This is a genomic window from uncultured Maribacter sp. (assembly GCF_963975365.1).
Taxonomy (GTDB): Bacteria; Bacteroidota; Bacteroidia; order Flavobacteriales; family Flavobacteriaceae; genus Maribacter.
Genome location: NZ_CAXBGF010000005.1, coordinates 39455 through 53150 on the forward strand (window position 1 = coordinate 39455; position 13696 = coordinate 53150).

19 protein-coding genes are annotated in these 13696 nt (G+C 36.0%); 4 read left to right on the plus strand and 15 right to left on the minus strand.

What is annotated here, in order from left to right; genetic code table 11:
• Positions 1-49: 49 nt before the first annotated feature.
• A complete protein-coding gene (gene dnaG, locus AACZ49_RS07725; protein WP_339653164.1) occupies positions 50-2029 on the plus strand; it encodes a DNA primase in 1980 nt (659 codons plus the stop codon).
• A 77-nt stretch (positions 2030-2106) separates the two neighbouring features.
• Here dnaG and AACZ49_RS07730 read toward each other — a convergent pair whose 3' ends face one another.
• Entirely contained in the window at positions 2107-2736 is a 630-nt protein-coding gene (locus AACZ49_RS07730; RefSeq protein ID WP_339653166.1) for a response regulator transcription factor, read from the minus strand.
• A gap of 164 nt (positions 2737-2900) precedes the next feature.
• Positions 2901-3689 (minus strand): NAD(+) synthase, encoded by a 789-nt coding sequence (gene nadE, locus AACZ49_RS07735; protein WP_339653168.1) that lies wholly within the window; start codon positions 3687-3689, stop codon positions 2901-2903.
• 70 nt (positions 3690-3759) lie between these two features.
• On the opposite strand from nadE, the gene gldB reads away from it, so the two are divergent.
• Both gldB and gldC read left to right on the plus strand, forming a co-directional pair.
• Positions 3760-4737, plus strand: coding sequence for a gliding motility lipoprotein GldB (gene gldB, locus AACZ49_RS07740; protein ID WP_339653170.1), 978 nt, complete (start codon positions 3760-3762; stop codon positions 4735-4737).
• On the plus strand, positions 4738-5073 hold the full coding sequence (gene gldC, locus AACZ49_RS07745) for a gliding motility protein GldC (protein WP_339653172.1): 336 nt from the start codon (positions 4738-4740) through the stop codon (positions 5071-5073).
• An 11-nt stretch (positions 5074-5084) separates the two neighbouring features.
• Here gldC and AACZ49_RS07750 read toward each other — a convergent pair whose 3' ends face one another.
• Positions 5085-5744, minus strand: coding sequence for a hypothetical protein (locus AACZ49_RS07750; protein WP_339653174.1), 660 nt, complete (start codon positions 5742-5744; stop codon positions 5085-5087).
• 364 nt (positions 5745-6108) lie between these two features.
• Between AACZ49_RS07750 and AACZ49_RS07755 the strand changes: the two genes are divergently transcribed.
• A complete protein-coding gene (locus AACZ49_RS07755) occupies positions 6109-6345 on the plus strand; it encodes a hypothetical protein (protein WP_339653175.1) in 237 nt (78 codons plus the stop codon).
• A gap of 25 nt (positions 6346-6370) precedes the next feature.
• Here AACZ49_RS07755 and AACZ49_RS07760 read toward each other — a convergent pair whose 3' ends face one another.
• The 12 genes from AACZ49_RS07760 to rsgA all read right to left on the minus strand — a co-directional run bounded on the left by AACZ49_RS07760 (position 6371) and on the right by rsgA (position 13531).
• The gene (locus AACZ49_RS07760) at positions 6371-6958 is read right to left on the minus strand and encodes a hypothetical protein (RefSeq protein WP_339653176.1); all 588 of its coding nucleotides are present in this window, start codon (positions 6956-6958) and stop codon (positions 6371-6373) included.
• 48 nt (positions 6959-7006) lie between these two features.
• Positions 7007-7867 carry a phytanoyl-CoA dioxygenase family protein gene (locus tag AACZ49_RS07765; RefSeq protein ID WP_339653177.1) on the minus strand — a complete coding sequence of 287 codons (861 nt, stop codon included), beginning with the start codon at positions 7865-7867 and terminating at the stop codon, positions 7007-7009.
• 98 nt (positions 7868-7965) lie between these two features.
• Positions 7966-8601 (minus strand): transglutaminase family protein, encoded by a 636-nt coding sequence (locus tag AACZ49_RS07770; RefSeq protein ID WP_339653179.1) that lies wholly within the window; start codon positions 8599-8601, stop codon positions 7966-7968.
• A 197-nt stretch (positions 8602-8798) separates the two neighbouring features.
• Entirely contained in the window at positions 8799-9200 is a 402-nt protein-coding gene (locus AACZ49_RS07775; RefSeq protein ID WP_339653181.1) for a group III truncated hemoglobin, read from the minus strand.
• Between the two features lie 9 nt (positions 9201-9209).
• Positions 9210-9554, minus strand: a complete 345-nt coding sequence (locus tag AACZ49_RS07780; RefSeq protein ID WP_339653183.1) for a cupin domain-containing protein — start codon at positions 9552-9554, stop codon at positions 9210-9212.
• 103 nt (positions 9555-9657) lie between these two features.
• Positions 9658-10041: a DoxX family protein gene (locus AACZ49_RS07785; RefSeq protein ID WP_339653185.1), complete on the minus strand. Its 384-nt coding sequence runs from the start codon at positions 10039-10041 to the stop codon at positions 9658-9660.
• A gap of 146 nt (positions 10042-10187) precedes the next feature.
• Complete coding sequence (locus AACZ49_RS07790; protein WP_339653186.1) at positions 10188-10694, minus strand: DUF2314 domain-containing protein; 507 nt, start codon at positions 10692-10694, stop codon at positions 10188-10190.
• A complete protein-coding gene (locus AACZ49_RS07795) occupies positions 10691-10873 on the minus strand; it encodes a hypothetical protein (protein WP_339653187.1) in 183 nt (60 codons plus the stop codon). Before AACZ49_RS07795 ends, AACZ49_RS07790 begins: the two co-directional genes overlap by 4 nt.
• Positions 10874-11078: 205 nt before the next feature.
• Positions 11079-11519: a VOC family protein gene (locus AACZ49_RS07800; protein ID WP_339653189.1), complete on the minus strand. Its 441-nt coding sequence runs from the start codon at positions 11517-11519 to the stop codon at positions 11079-11081.
• Between the two features lie 17 nt (positions 11520-11536).
• Positions 11537-11986: an SRPBCC family protein gene (locus AACZ49_RS07805; RefSeq protein WP_339653190.1), complete on the minus strand. Its 450-nt coding sequence runs from the start codon at positions 11984-11986 to the stop codon at positions 11537-11539.
• A 13-nt stretch (positions 11987-11999) separates the two neighbouring features.
• Complete coding sequence (locus AACZ49_RS07810; protein WP_339653192.1) at positions 12000-12356, minus strand: DUF1801 domain-containing protein; 357 nt, start codon at positions 12354-12356, stop codon at positions 12000-12002.
• A 116-nt stretch (positions 12357-12472) separates the two neighbouring features.
• Entirely contained in the window at positions 12473-13531 is a 1059-nt protein-coding gene (gene rsgA, locus AACZ49_RS07815; RefSeq protein ID WP_339653194.1) for a ribosome small subunit-dependent GTPase A, read from the minus strand.
• Positions 13532-13696: the final 165 nt, after the last annotated feature.

Here is a 13696-nt window from a genome sequence, read left to right on the forward strand (position 1 = left end):
TAATTTAAGCATAAAAGATTTCGCTAAACGCTATTTTAGAAAGCTCTTTATGATTTCAAAAAGCACCATAGATCAAGTTTATGAAACTGCCCGCTTAGAGGAGGTAATCGGTGATTTTGTTCAATTAAAGAAATCGGGCTCCAACTTTAAAGGGCTGAGTCCGTTTACAGATGAACGATCTCCTAGTTTTATGGTTTCGCCAGTAAAGCAGATTTGGAAAGATTTTAGTAGTGGAAAAGGTGGTAATGTAGTAGCCTTTTTAATGGAGCATGAACACTTTACCTATCCTGAGGCTATAAAATACCTTGCTAAAAAATACAATATAGAAGTAGAGGAGACAGAGCAGTCTAACGAGGATAAAGTACAGGCCAATGAACGCGAAAGCATGTATTTGGTATCAGAGTTTGCCCAAACACATTTTAAACAAATGCTTTGGGAGTCAGAGTTAGGAAAAGCGATAGGTCTAAGTTATTTTAAGGAGCGTGGTTTTACGGATGAAACCATCAAAAAATTTGAATTAGGATACTGTTTAGATCAGTGGGATGGTTTTACTACTGCTGCTTTGGACAAAGGATATAGGCTAAATTATTTAGAAAAAACCGGATTAACCATTGTTAAGGAGGATCCTAACAATTCGAATAGTTCTAAAAAGTTCGACCGTTTTAAGGGTAGAGTAATGTTTCCTATTCATTCCATGAGCGGCCGGGTGTTAGGTTTTGGTGGTCGCATATTAACGAATGATAAAAAGGCAGCTAAGTACCTCAATTCGCCCGAAAGTGATATCTACCACAAGAGTAAGGTTTTATATGGTATTTATTATGCAAAGCAGGCTATAGCAAAAGAAGACAATTGCTTTTTGGTAGAAGGGTATACCGATGTTATTCAGTTTGCACAAAGAGGAATTCATAATGTGGTATCATCAAGTGGTACGGCTTTAACATCAGAGCAAATACGGCTAATCAATAGATTGACCAAAAACATAACGGTATTGTTCGATGGTGATGCAGCAGGATTAAGAGCTTCATTACGAGGAATCGATTTGATTTTAGAACAAGGTATGAACGTTCGTGTCTGTACATTTCCTGAAGGAGAAGATCCAGATAGTTTTGCCAAGAACAATGAACTCGATGAAGTTACTGCGTATTTAGAAGGGAATTCAAAAGATTTTATTCAGTTTAAGGCATCGCTATTAGTAAAGGAAGCAAATAACGACCCTATAAAGCGTGCAGATACAGTACGAGATATTGTATATAGTATTGCTAAAATTCCTGATCGTATTCAAAAGGAAATCTACATACAAGAGTGTGCCCAGATCATGAATATCTCTGAAGCTGTTCTGTTCAATACTTTGGCACAAATAGGTAAGAAAGAGACCGCAGATGTTCAAAAGCAACAAAAAGAAGAGCAGAAAGTTTTTGATGTTGTTCGTAATGAAGAAAAGCGTGAGAAGGTAGATGTTCAATATGTATTAGAGCGAAAGATTATAGAGTCGCTTATGCTTTATGGAACCCTCAAAGAAGAATTTGAAGATTTGGTGCTAAAAGAAAATGAGTCGGGTGATTTAATATTAGAACCTGAATCAATGGAAATAAAGGTGTACGAAAAAATTTATTTAGACCTTCAAGAAGATGAAATTGAGTTGGCAAATGAAGATTTTCGAAAAATGTATACCAAGCTCATCGAGGCATTGAATGAAGAAGAAGAATTTTCGATTACTACTTTTGTAAATGGCCTTGATCAAGATATGGCAAATCAGATATCTTCTATTCTAATGGAAGAGGAGCGCTATAAATTGGATAATTGGGAGAGCAAAGAGATTTATCCAAAGAAAAAGGAAATTGGTGTAGCCCAGTTGGTAAGTGAAACTATTTTGACGTTACGCTGTTATCTTATTAAAAAACGAATGGGCGCGTTGCAGAAAACAACTGAACAGTCGAATGAAGATAATCGTGAAGCTCTAGAAGAGATTATGAACTATATTCAATTGAACAAGCTTCTAAATCAGAAACTAAATAGAGTATTGTCGTAATATAAAAACTAAATAAACAAAAAAAAAAGACCCACCATAAGTGGATCTTTTTTTTGTTTTATGACCGTTGTAAGAATTTAGTACAATTCAAGTGCTTTTGCCTGCTGCAATAAATCCACCATATTATCAACATTTAATTTTTTCATTAAACGTGCTTTATAGGTGCTAACTGTTTTTTCGTTTAGGTTTAAGCCTAAAGCAACTTCTTTATTTCGTTTACCACTAGCTAAAAGTTTTAATACTTCTATTTCTCTAGTAGAAAGTTTTCTAAAGAACCTTCTAGGTTTTTTAGTGCCTTCATCAAAAGCGAGACGTTGTGCCAATTCATTGGTGATGAACATGCTACCTTCGCTTACTTTCGTTACTGCTGCGGTAATATATTCTATACCAGATGATTTTGATAAATAACCGAATGCACCCGCTCTAATTGCGCTAAGAGCATAAACATCTTCAGACTGACCACTATACATTAGTACTTTAACGTCAGCGTAATTTTTTTTAATTTTTCGTAATGCTGCGATTCCATTTATTTCAGGAATATCCATTTCTAGCATGACAACATCGGGGGTTGTGTCTTTAAGTTTTTCGAAAAGCTCTTCGGTAGTTGCCACCTCATCAATCAATTCAAAACCCTCAGCGGCTTCTAGAACTGTCCTAACTCCCATTCTTATTATAGGGTGGTTGTCCGCTATTAAAACTTTGATCATTAAATAATTTTTAAAGATTTTATGCAACTACGGTTGTATGAAAAGACAACACGCAATGTAAGGCATAAAATTCTAAATTAGAAGTCAAATATTCACTATTTTGGTGTTAACTAATAATTTAACGCTTTTTATTCGACTTAATTACTTAATTCTTAGATGAGTTGTTATTTTAGGTGTTTTGGAATCTCACAAACGGGTATTGGTAACATTTTATGTTTGTTCAAAGTATTCAATCTCATGAAAATAGCAAAGACCTCCTGTTTTCTACCCTCAAAATCATTGATTGTCTTACCTTCATCTTTCATGCTCATAGCCCATTCTAGTTCAGGGTAAGAGGCGCCGATTTGGTCTTCATCAGTTCTGTCATCACCCCATAGTCCGTCAGTAGGTGCAGCTTTAATAATTTCTTCATTAATGCCTAAAACTTTGGCAATGTTATATACTTCGGTCTTCATTAAATCGGCAATCGGACTTAAATCAACACCACCATCGCCATATTTTGTGTAGAAACCTACCCCAAAATCCTCTACTTTATTTCCTGTTCCTGCGACTAAATAGCGCTCTAATGCAGCAAAATAATATAAGCTAGTCATGCGAAGTCTTGCGCGCGTATTGGCTAAAGACATAAAACGCTCTTCTTCATTTTCAACAGTTGGAAATGCATCAACAAGACTATCGAATACAGGAGTAAGGTTTACTTCACGTCTACTAACGTTCTTGAAATTTTTCTGCAACCATTCAATATGTCTTGATGCCCTGTCAGATTGGTTTGCTGCTTGGTGTATCGGCATTTCCAAACATAACAGGTCTAAACCTGTTTTAGCACAAAGTGTCGAAGTGACTGCAGAGTCGATTCCTCCAGATACACCTATGACAAAACCTTTTTGTTTTGCATTCGTAGCATAATCCTTTAACCATTGTACTATGTGGTCAATTACCTTTTCAGTCTGCATACGGTTCCAATTATTTATTAAAATCAATTAACTTTGCCTTAAAAATAAGTTGAACACCGTGAATAATAAAATGTATTGTAAAATACTTGCTAGGGTCAAACCTATTTTTATATTATTATCAGTTTTTTTCATTCTTTTTAGCTGTAATGATAGTGATAAGGTAGCGCAAGAAATAGAGGCTGTACCGATAGACCTGAAAATAGCAAGATTTGATCGCGAGTTTGCATCGGCAGGTGAAGAAGGTTTACCGGCATTACGCAAAACGTACCCATACCTATTTCCAGCACCAGATAGTGTCTGGATTGCCAAAATGGAAGATTCACTTCAGGTAGAGCTTTTTCAAGAAGTAGGTAATGCATTTAAGAGTTTTGAAGATGAGCAAGAAGGTTTGGAGCAACTATTTAAGCATATCAAATACTATTTTCCGGAGTATACGGTTCCAAAGATTATTACCGTAACGAATGATGTCGATTACAATAACAGAATTATATTGATTGATAGTATTTTGTTTGTGAGTCTTGACAATTACTTAGGTCCTGAGCATAAGTATTATGGGGGTTTTCAGCGTTATATAGCCCAATCTTTAGATCGAGGTTATATGGTAAGTGATGTTGCCAGTGCTTTTGCCAAACAGGTAGTGCCACGACCAAGAGACCGAACTTTTCTTGCCCGAATGATATATTTTGGAAAAGAATTATACCTAAAAGATATGCTAATGCCTAATGTGGAAGAGCGCAAAAGAATAGGCTATTCTGAAGAAGATTTAACTTGGGCAATTGCAAATGAAGAGCCGATGTGGCGAAATTTCATTGAAAACGAATACTTGTATAGTACCGATAATAAATTGAACCAACGATTTTTAGAACCTGCTCCGTTTTCTAAATTCGGATTAGAGCTTGATAATGAATCACCAGGAAGACTTGGGCGATATGTTGGTTGGCAAATTGTTAAGGCGTTTATGGAAAACAATTCTGTGAACCTAAAACAATTATTGACCATGCCTGAGGAAGAAATATTTAAGAAATCAAATTACAAACCGAGAAATTAAATGGCAGATTTACATACTTCAGAAATTACCTTACGTGTAGGATTGGATGATAATAGAATTCCTGAATCATTGAACTGGTCTGCTCAAGACGGTGGTATAGAAAATCAGGAGGCAAAAGCTATGCTTTTATCTGTATGGGACAGTAAGAATCAAGAATCTTTGAAGATTGACCTGTGGACGAAGGATATGCCTGTAGATGAAATGAAAACTTTTTTCCATCAAACATTGGTTTCTTTATCCGATACTTTTTTGAAGGCCACACAAGACGAAAAAATGACGGCCACCATGAAAGATTTCTGTGATTACTTCGCAGAGAATTTAAACCTTAAAGAATAAGTATAGGCGTATTACGCTTTTTTAGGCTTCAAATTCCCTTTTATTTTTTTAATCCAATAGATAATGTAGACGGTTCCGATTACCGACGGAAGCATCCATGCCCAAAGGGTATCGTATTTCATTCCGGCAACTATGAATGCTGTAATAGATGCAATTAAGGCACCAAGCATTCTACTAAGGTGATTAATTAGCCACAGTTTTCTGTGTTTTAAAGTATGCTTGAATAGCTTATAATCACCATAAGGTAAAAACATACCGATCCATCCGAAGAAAAGGAACAGTATGCTATGAGAATGACCATGAACGAGTCCGTTGATGCCAAAACCCATCATCAATAATGCGCTTGCGGCCATAATGCCCGACACTAATTTATCTAGTACATTGGCTTCGGTCTTTTTTGCCGATTTAAAAGTGAGCGCTCTATTTCCTGCCAGTACCATGTAGATGGTGAAAATGCCGATTAAAAATAAAAAGTTGTTAATATGATTGGGCATTCTTGCTACTACCAAAGATATGGCCGAACTGATGATCATAGACCAGGAAAACCATTTGCCAAAGCGTTTGTGGTTTAGATTTCCCTTTCGTACTACGATACTTCCTATTCCTGTAATAAGGCCTAATCCTCCAAAAAAGGCGTGTATGTATATGAATATTTTTATAGTGTTCTCCATGGTCTGTTGGTTAATTTTTATTTCAAGATGTAAGTTTATAGTACATCATTGAAATGTAAAAAACCGAAGTGTTGATTTTGCTAGCTGAAATGGAATTTGGATATGCCGTACACTCATTCAAATAGCCAATTGTTTTACTCATATAATCTTTAAAAAGGTCTGTTATGACAAGTATGCTTGTTGTCTATATCGATTAACGACACCTTTTGTCGCTGAGTTGTTTTTAGGTGTTATGTCGTTTATCGACAAGATTTTGCACTTAATCTAGGTTCGTGCAATGTAACGAGTAAAAAGCGTTTTTGAACGGTTTACAACCTAGTAAAAGAAGGTCTGATGCGTTCTTTAAGTGTAACAAACGCAAGTCATGAAAACAATAATAACAATCATCTTTATCATCTTCTTAGGAATCACTGCTCAAGCACAAACTGCTGATACCGATGTAAAAGTTGAAACTTTTGAAATGACTATCGTTACTGAAACAACTTTCGAGTTAAACCTTGAAGCAAAAACTGAAGTAGCACGTTTGTACAAATCAAAAGATTCTAAAATTAAAAAGGAATTGAATTTCATTACTAAGGCTAATAAACCTAAAATGGCTTAATTCAATAGAAGTTTACGACTAGTTCTTAGTCTTTTAATTTTTTAGGTTTACAATTCTGACAAAAATCAGATAACGTATTTATCTCTTGTTTTACCTTATTGTGTTCTTTCTGCAGCATCTCGGCATCTTTACCCAAATTGGTGGCCTTAAAAACTTGTGCACTAACGGTATTCATTTCCTCTTGTAGTTCGTTGAAAATAGGCTGAAATAATTTGGAGTCGCTAAAAGCACCTTTCTCCTCATAAATCTTTTTTCGTATTTTTCTGGCATACAGCTCTACCAAATCAAAATCATACCTGCCAAATTGTAATAGCTGATTTGCTGTTACCGAATCTGGAGCAATTAAAACCGCTAGATTTTTTTGAAAAATGGCTTTAACCTTGCTATTGAAATTTTTGGTAAACATAAAAGACACCGAGTTCATATTAAAGCTGAAATCGATTTTAGAGCCCGAATAGATAGAAAAGGAGGTAAGTGAAGAATTAATCTCTGATTCTGGAGATTGGTAGTCGCTAAGTTGTAGCTCATAATTGGGATTCCATTCCATCGGTTCTTGGCCGAAGAGGAACAACGTAGCGCAAAAGAAAGATAAAAACAAAGTGTATTTTTTCAAGGAATGTAGCTTTTTAATTTTTGCCGAAAATACAGAAAAAGTAAATTCCTAAATGATAATATTATCCCAATTCACTACATCGTTATGTGAATGCGTAAAGCCAATGGCACGTTCTTTTGCAATGGTTTCGACATCTCTATAGGCGGCAATATACGTTTTGCGCCATTCCTTAGATTCATTCCCTGCAGAGCCGTGTACAATACGTTCATCATGCACAGTTATACTTCCTCTCTTTACGGGTAGGTATACAATTTTATCATCTTGTCGCTCTTCAATGACCAAGGTGTGACTTTCATCTCGCGACACTCCGCCGTCCTTTTTATCACTGCTATATGATTTTGGAAAATGCTTACGCAATTCTGGCTCTTTGTTGGTACCTGGTAAAACTTGTAGACAACCGTTTATTAGGTCAGAATCTGTAAGTGCTAAAGAAAATGTGGCTGTCCATGTGTTTTCCGTTTTAGGCCAGTATCCTAAATCTTGGTGCATGGCAAATTCAGCACCTTTTTTACTTGGTTTTTTCGCTAAAAATTGCTCATAATCCATTGTCGATTTTCCACTTAGATATAATTGGTCTGCTATATGTTGGGTAATTTTATGGTAGATGTTATTTTCTAATTCTTTGCGGTAGGTACTGGGCAACATGGCATTTACCAATTGAAAATCTTCCATAGGTGTGCCGTATGGTTGCGACATATCACAGAAATCTTTCTTCATGTGTTCTGCTTCTTTGCCTAAAACAAAATGGTCGAACCACGGATCTAGAAACTCCATCTCTTCTTCAGTCAATACATCGTTCAATACAATGTAACCGAGCTCATGAAACTGCTCAATTTCTTTTTCGTTGATACTATAGTTATTGCCTATTCTACGATGACTACCAGAATCTGGATTGGTAATGCGTTCCATGTAAAGTGTTTTTTTAAGTTGTCGATTCTCAAGTTACGAAATTTGAGATTTCCGTTGTATAGATTATAATTTTTTTAGCAATGTAGGGGTGTCAAAACCTACAATTCAAATTCCGTTTGGGTAGGATTTGCATCAAAAATATGCGGGTAATGTTCACGTGCATTTTTAACCATAAATTCAACGGGCACATCTTCAAAATGGCCATAATCCTCAAGATATTCCATAAATAAATTTCCTTCTTTATTAAATTCCTGTAGCACAGCATCGTTTTTGCCATCGAAATCTAAAGGGGCTACGTTGAGCATAATACATAAAGAGGTGTTGAACGTGGGAGAAAGTTTAAGCCATTTGTTATTGATAAATGCATCGACCATACCGTGAGGGGTAAGTTCGCTAGAGCCGAATTTTTCTATTAACCGTTCTACACCAATATGGTTTTTAACTTTGGCTAAGTGAATTCTAGCAGGTATGCCAACTGCGCGTAGGCAGGCAATCAATACAATCGATTTATCAATACAATGCCCGTTAGGTCGTTTGGCAATTTCACTTGCCCTGTAATTTTCTTTTGTAAAACTTAAGGTGTAAGGGTTATACCGCCATGAATCGCGGACTTTTAAATAAAGCTGTATGGCTTTTTCTTGTTCTGAAATGGAGTCTAATTTAATATTGGTCACTAGGTTTTGAATTTCTAATGTTTCGTAATCAAAGAAATAGGTAGGTGCTAGATAATCCATAAGTAAAGAAAATAGGGGGATTTATTATATCAGTTTTGGTAAGCGCCGATTACTAAGATAATGAATTTTGGTTGAAAGCTTTTCCTATACACAGCACGTCATTTGCCTTTTGCAAGTCATTCTTTCTTTTTGCCTTTGGCGAAAAACGACTATTAATTCACTGAATACTGAAACAGCCAACTGGAAACAGCCAACTATTACTTTCTATATTCCTCGGGGCGGTTTTGCCAAATATGAATATACTGCCCTGTAGACATTCTGCGGGCCATATCTTTTGCTCTAGTGGCTAATTCGCCTTCGTATAATTCATCAATCGTTTCAAACCATAATTGTAACCATTGTGCAAAATGGTTTTGCGATATGGTATGGTTAAGGTTTTTGTCGACATTCACATGTTTCGCAGAAGGGCTCCCTCTAAACGTACGGACACCAAAAAGGTTAGATTCCCAAAAATCGGTGAGTTTACTTAGGTGGGCTGGCCATTGTGCATCGGTAATGTGGCCATTAAAAATAGGGCCTAGCATTTCGTTTTCTCGTATTTTATCGTAAAATGTATGTACCAATACGCCTACATCTTCTCTATTGGTGATATCGTTCATAGTATTCTTTTATGATATTTCTACAACGTCTTTTACACGGTCGGCGGTATCTTGTTTTGAAAGCGTTAACCGAACAATACTAGCTGTGGTGGCAGTTAGATCATGCGGAATATTCCCCGCAAGGGTAAGTATCGCTCCTTGTTTTAACTCGTGTACGTTGCCTTCGACGCCAAATGCGATTTCACCCGCTAAGATATGTACAATAATAGGAAAGGGTGCTTTGTGCTCTTTCATCACTTGTCCTTTTTTAAATAGAATGCGTATTTCTTTAGAGAAGGAAGTTTCTAAAAGCACTTTTATAGTTACTTTATTGTCGTTAAAATCTAGGTTTTCACTAAAAGAAGCCGTGTTCATACAAATGTTTTTACAAGGGTAAGAAGAACTACGGGATCAAATTATGATACTTCTCATAGTATTCAAATACATTGGGTCTAAACACCTAAATCTTACCTTTATATTAACACAATGGGCGCAATTTCTCACTTCTCAACCAAATGCTACCCCATACGAGTATCCCGAAAATTATGGGGAATAGTGAACTGGTAAAAGGGTCGTTATGAATTACGTGCGTTGCAACTGCACCACCAAGCCAAGCGGTTATTAGAAGTCCGCCAATAAAAGTAGTTTTAGGAATAGCGTACAAAATAGTGGAGACCAATAAAATGATACCTAGGTACATCACGGCATTTTCAGGGTAGCCAAATTCCACGGCACCTTCAACGGCCATTTCGGTTTGTAAAAGATTGTTTGCTGCTCCCATTAAGAATAGTAATACAACGATGCCTTGTAGAATATACGAAGTATATAGTACGCCTTTTGAGGTTTTTTTTACGGTTTCCATTGTAGTGTTGTTTTCGTTAGATTGTCACCTACAAGGTAAAGTAAATTTCTAAATACCAGTGTTTTAAATATACTAGGTCTGGGTTTATTTTGAGGTATTTTTGAATGCCGTTATCTACAAATGTAATCTAGCAAGCAGCTATCGGTTTACTTAAAAAGAAGGCCATTTTCAGCGTCAAATTGTGCTTTTTCTTCCTCTGTTAAGCCATCGCGTAGCACTCGAATCGTATATCCGCCTACAATCAAATTATTTTCATAATACATCCAATCGCTAATTTTGTCGCGGTCGACGGTAATGGTATCCCCTAATGCTATAGCATTGGTATACACCGGTTCGTTACCGACAATACCTATAAAATCGGAGTCAATCAACTGAATGTCTTGTACCCAAATATGTTCGCTACCACCATCGTTAGTTTCAAATTTTTGTTTAAGGGCGAAAAAATTTAAATTGGGATTATCGCTTTCAAGCGCAGTTGTAAATTCTTGAATCGAATTATTGGCCCTTTCAATGGCTTCGTTCATTTTGGCGTCGTCATTTTCTACATTGTAGACGTTAGGTTCACCCTCGCGTTCTACTTTTGACGGCCTATTTTCTTTGCATGATGTAAGAACTAGAAATACGATTGCTAAGTAAGTAACTATTGTTTTCATTTGATGGTTGTTTTCTTAATCATGAATCCGATAGAAATTAGAAAGCCGATGAGGTATACTAAGGCTAAAAAGGGTTTTTCCACGGTCATATTTTGAAAGTCGATTTGTTTAAATAATGCCACCCCAATAAGAACAACTAAGATTACTGAAATAAAGTTGGGGACTATTTTATACTTCATACTTGGTTTATTTAAAATTCGCGATTTAAAAGGTAGACTATCTTCAATATTACCTTCAGATGCATTTTAACGACACCGGTTTTTAGACCAATTACAATTGGGTGAAAAAAAAGGAAAACAGCCTTAAAGCGGTTAAAATGACTTGGGTTTTCCAAAAATGAACGGCTTGTGCAACAGTTGCCAATGTTGGCAGTAGCTGTACTCATTATGGTTGTCCATTGTATTTTGGGTCAAAGTCCACCATCCATTCAAATCCGAATTTGTCTCTAAACATTCCAAAATATGAACCCCAAAGGCTGTCCGTAATTGGCATTTCTATTTGTCCGCCAGCTGAAAGACCATTAAACAAATGGTCAGCTTCTTCTTTGCTTTCTGCACTAATAGAGATTTTACTTCTATTTTCATTTTCGTTATGTTTACCCATAAATTCTGGTGTGTCGCTCCCCATTAAAACACTGTTTTTGCCAATTGGTAATGCAATATGCATTATTTTATTTGCTTCCTTTTCAGAGATTGGGTGCTTTGCCAATTTCATATCTTTGAAACGTGAAATCATTGCGAATTCTCCGCCAAAAACAGATTTGTAAAACTTAAAAGCTTCTTCTGCATTTCCGTTAAAATGTAAGTAAGGGTTTATTTGTGCCATTTTGTACTATTTATGTTTTAGGCGTCTGGAATATTTGGTTCCACCAACCGCTTTAACTTATCCAAACTCTCTTGCCATCCTAAATAACACATTTCTGTTGGTATTTGCGGCGGAATACCCTCTTGCACTATTTTGATTTCAGTACCGCAAGAAACTTCTGAGAACCATATACTTGTAATCATCTCACCTTCAAGATTGGGGTCGTCAAATTTGTCTGTGTTTTGTATGAATTTGTTTGGTTCGATTTTTAGATATTTTCCGCCAAAAGAGTGTCCATTGCCGGTCGAAAAATTGGTGAAAGTCATTTTAAAATTGCCACCTTCTTTAAATTCCATTTGTTGTACTGTGCAAATAAATCCGTAGGGTGGTATCCAGCTTGCATACGCATTGGGGTCAGAAAAGGCTTTGAAAACTTTTTCGGGCGAAGCAGTCAAAACCCTATGTAGTGTAACAGAATTGTTTTCCATTAGTTTAAATTTTCTATTTTTTTACAGTTTTTTCGTTGTTTTCAGTTACTCTGAACCTTACAATTCTTTCAATAAGTTTGTAGGGTATCGGTTGGTCTAGTGGAAATTGAACTGAGCCTTTTCCTTGTTTATACGTTGAAAGTTCGTTTTTAAACTCACTATGTCCAGAAGGTGTTGCGTAAAAACCAATATGATTTTTGAATGCTGCAAAATAAACCAACGGTTTTTTGTTCAACTTGTAAGCAGGCATACCATAAGCAAAGTGTTCATCTGCATTGGGTGCTACATCTTTTATCAACTTTCTTATGTTTTTCATAATTTCCTGAACACCATCGGGAAACTGTAGAAAGTATGTTTCAATTTCGCTCATTTCAGTTGTTTTATGTTCCCAATGACCGTTAACGTGTTCGGCTCGTATGCTCGTATGTTTGGTTCTAAGTTTGAAGATAAGATATATAGCACTTTGAATTATAGTCGATGTTGTGCTTAGTGCTTTTTAGATTTTTTATAATGTTTAATTAATTTTCCAAAATCCTTGTCCTTTTTTCGTTTTTCTGCTACAGTCGATTCGAAATGTTCTTTTTCGCGTTCCATTTTCTGGTAGTTTTCATAAGAATCCGTGTCAATCTCTCCTTGTTCTACAGCTTGCAAAATGGCACAACCCGTTTCTGTTGTGTGAGTACAATCTTTGAATTTGCAACTTTTCGAGAGATCAAGAATTCGCTTAAATGTCTTTTCAATTCCAGCTGTAGCATCGGTAATACCAATTTCCCGCATTCCAGGATTATCAATTAGAATTGCTCCATTGTCCAAGATGATCAATTCTCTGTGGCTCGTAATATGTCTGCCTTTTTTTGTGCTTGTACTTATGGCATTTGTCTGCATTATTTCCTTGCCAGAAAGAGTATTCAATAACGTCGATTTTCCAACACCAGAAGAACCCAATAAACAATAGGTTTTTCCTTTTTCCATTTTGTTTTTTAGTGCTGCAATACCATTTTTAGTTTCGTTACTTATGGCTATGACAGGTATCTTTTGAATTCGTTCTTTAACTTGACGGATTAAGTTAGATAGTTTAACGTTATCTATCAAGTCAATTTTATTAAGTAAGATGATAGGTTTAACATTCGATGTGTTACAAATGGTTAGGTATCTTTCTATTCGATTGATATTAAAATCTCGATCAACTGCCTGCACTATGAACGCATAGTCAATATTTGAGGCGATGATTTGTTTTTCCCCTAGTTTTCCAACCGCTTGCCTTTCAATGATTGTTTTTCTTGGGAATACCTTATGTATTAATGCTTTGTCTTGATCGTATTCCGAAATCGCTACCCAGTCTCCCACAGCAGGAAAGTCGGCACGTTGGTGTGCTGAAAATCTTAAATTTCCAATAATTTCAGCGTCGTATTCTTTATCGGTCGTTCTAACACCATATCTTTCTTTGTGTTCGGAAATGACTCTGCCAACCTGAAAATTTTCGAGTTGCTGACTTTTTCGGAATTTCTCCAAATCTGGGTTATATCCTAAGTCTTCTAATGTCATTTCGTTTTTATTCAGTATTAAGCACAGCGTGTTTGCATAAGAAACGTATGGCAGTTAAATAGCACTTTCGTTTCGGTTTATCTCTTAGCTAAATGTAAATATTTTGCTTTTATTTTTCTCGTAAATGCCAAATTTTACATTTAACGGACTTTCCAAATACACACA

Coding starts and splice junctions, on each gene's coding strand:
- AACZ49_RS07730 (WP_339653166.1), bottom strand. CDS start 2,736: ATGATCAAAGTTTTAATAGCGGACAACCACCCTATAATAAGAATGGGA.
- dnaG (WP_339653164.1), top strand. CDS start 50: ATGATTTCAAAAAGCACCATAGATCAAGTTTATGAAACTGCCCGCTTA.
- AACZ49_RS07765 (WP_339653177.1), bottom strand. CDS start 7,867: ATGGAACGCATTACCAATCCAGATTCTGGTAGTCATCGTAGAATAGGC.
- gldB (WP_339653170.1), top strand. CDS start 3,760: ATGTATTGTAAAATACTTGCTAGGGTCAAACCTATTTTTATATTATTA.
- rsgA (WP_339653194.1), bottom strand. CDS start 13,531: ATGACATTAGAAGACTTAGGATATAACCCAGATTTGGAGAAATTCCGA.
- AACZ49_RS07805 (WP_339653190.1), bottom strand. CDS start 11,986: ATGGAAAACAATTCTGTTACACTACATAGGGTTTTGACTGCTTCGCCC.
- AACZ49_RS07750 (WP_339653174.1), bottom strand. CDS start 5,744: ATGGAGAACACTATAAAAATATTCATATACATACACGCCTTTTTTGGA.
- AACZ49_RS07775 (WP_339653181.1), bottom strand. CDS start 9,200: ATGAACGATATCACCAATAGAGAAGATGTAGGCGTATTGGTACATACA.
- AACZ49_RS07770 (WP_339653179.1), bottom strand. CDS start 8,601: ATGGATTATCTAGCACCTACCTATTTCTTTGATTACGAAACATTAGAA.
- AACZ49_RS07800 (WP_339653189.1), bottom strand. CDS start 11,519: ATGGCACAAATAAACCCTTACTTACATTTTAACGGAAATGCAGAAGAA.
- AACZ49_RS07810 (WP_339653192.1), bottom strand. CDS start 12,356: ATGAGCGAAATTGAAACATACTTTCTACAGTTTCCCGATGGTGTTCAG.
- gldC (WP_339653172.1), top strand. CDS start 4,738: ATGGCAGATTTACATACTTCAGAAATTACCTTACGTGTAGGATTGGAT.
- AACZ49_RS07780 (WP_339653183.1), bottom strand. CDS start 9,554: ATGAACACGGCTTCTTTTAGTGAAAACCTAGATTTTAACGACAATAAA.
- AACZ49_RS07785 (WP_339653185.1), bottom strand. CDS start 10,041: ATGGAAACCGTAAAAAAAACCTCAAAAGGCGTACTATATACTTCGTAT.
- AACZ49_RS07755 (WP_339653175.1), top strand. CDS start 6,109: ATGAAAACAATAATAACAATCATCTTTATCATCTTCTTAGGAATCACT.
- nadE (WP_339653168.1), bottom strand. CDS start 3,689: ATGCAGACTGAAAAGGTAATTGACCACATAGTACAATGGTTAAAGGAT.
- AACZ49_RS07790 (WP_339653186.1), bottom strand. CDS start 10,694: ATGAAAACAATAGTTACTTACTTAGCAATCGTATTTCTAGTTCTTACA.
- AACZ49_RS07795 (WP_339653187.1), bottom strand. CDS start 10,873: ATGAAGTATAAAATAGTCCCCAACTTTATTTCAGTAATCTTAGTTGTT.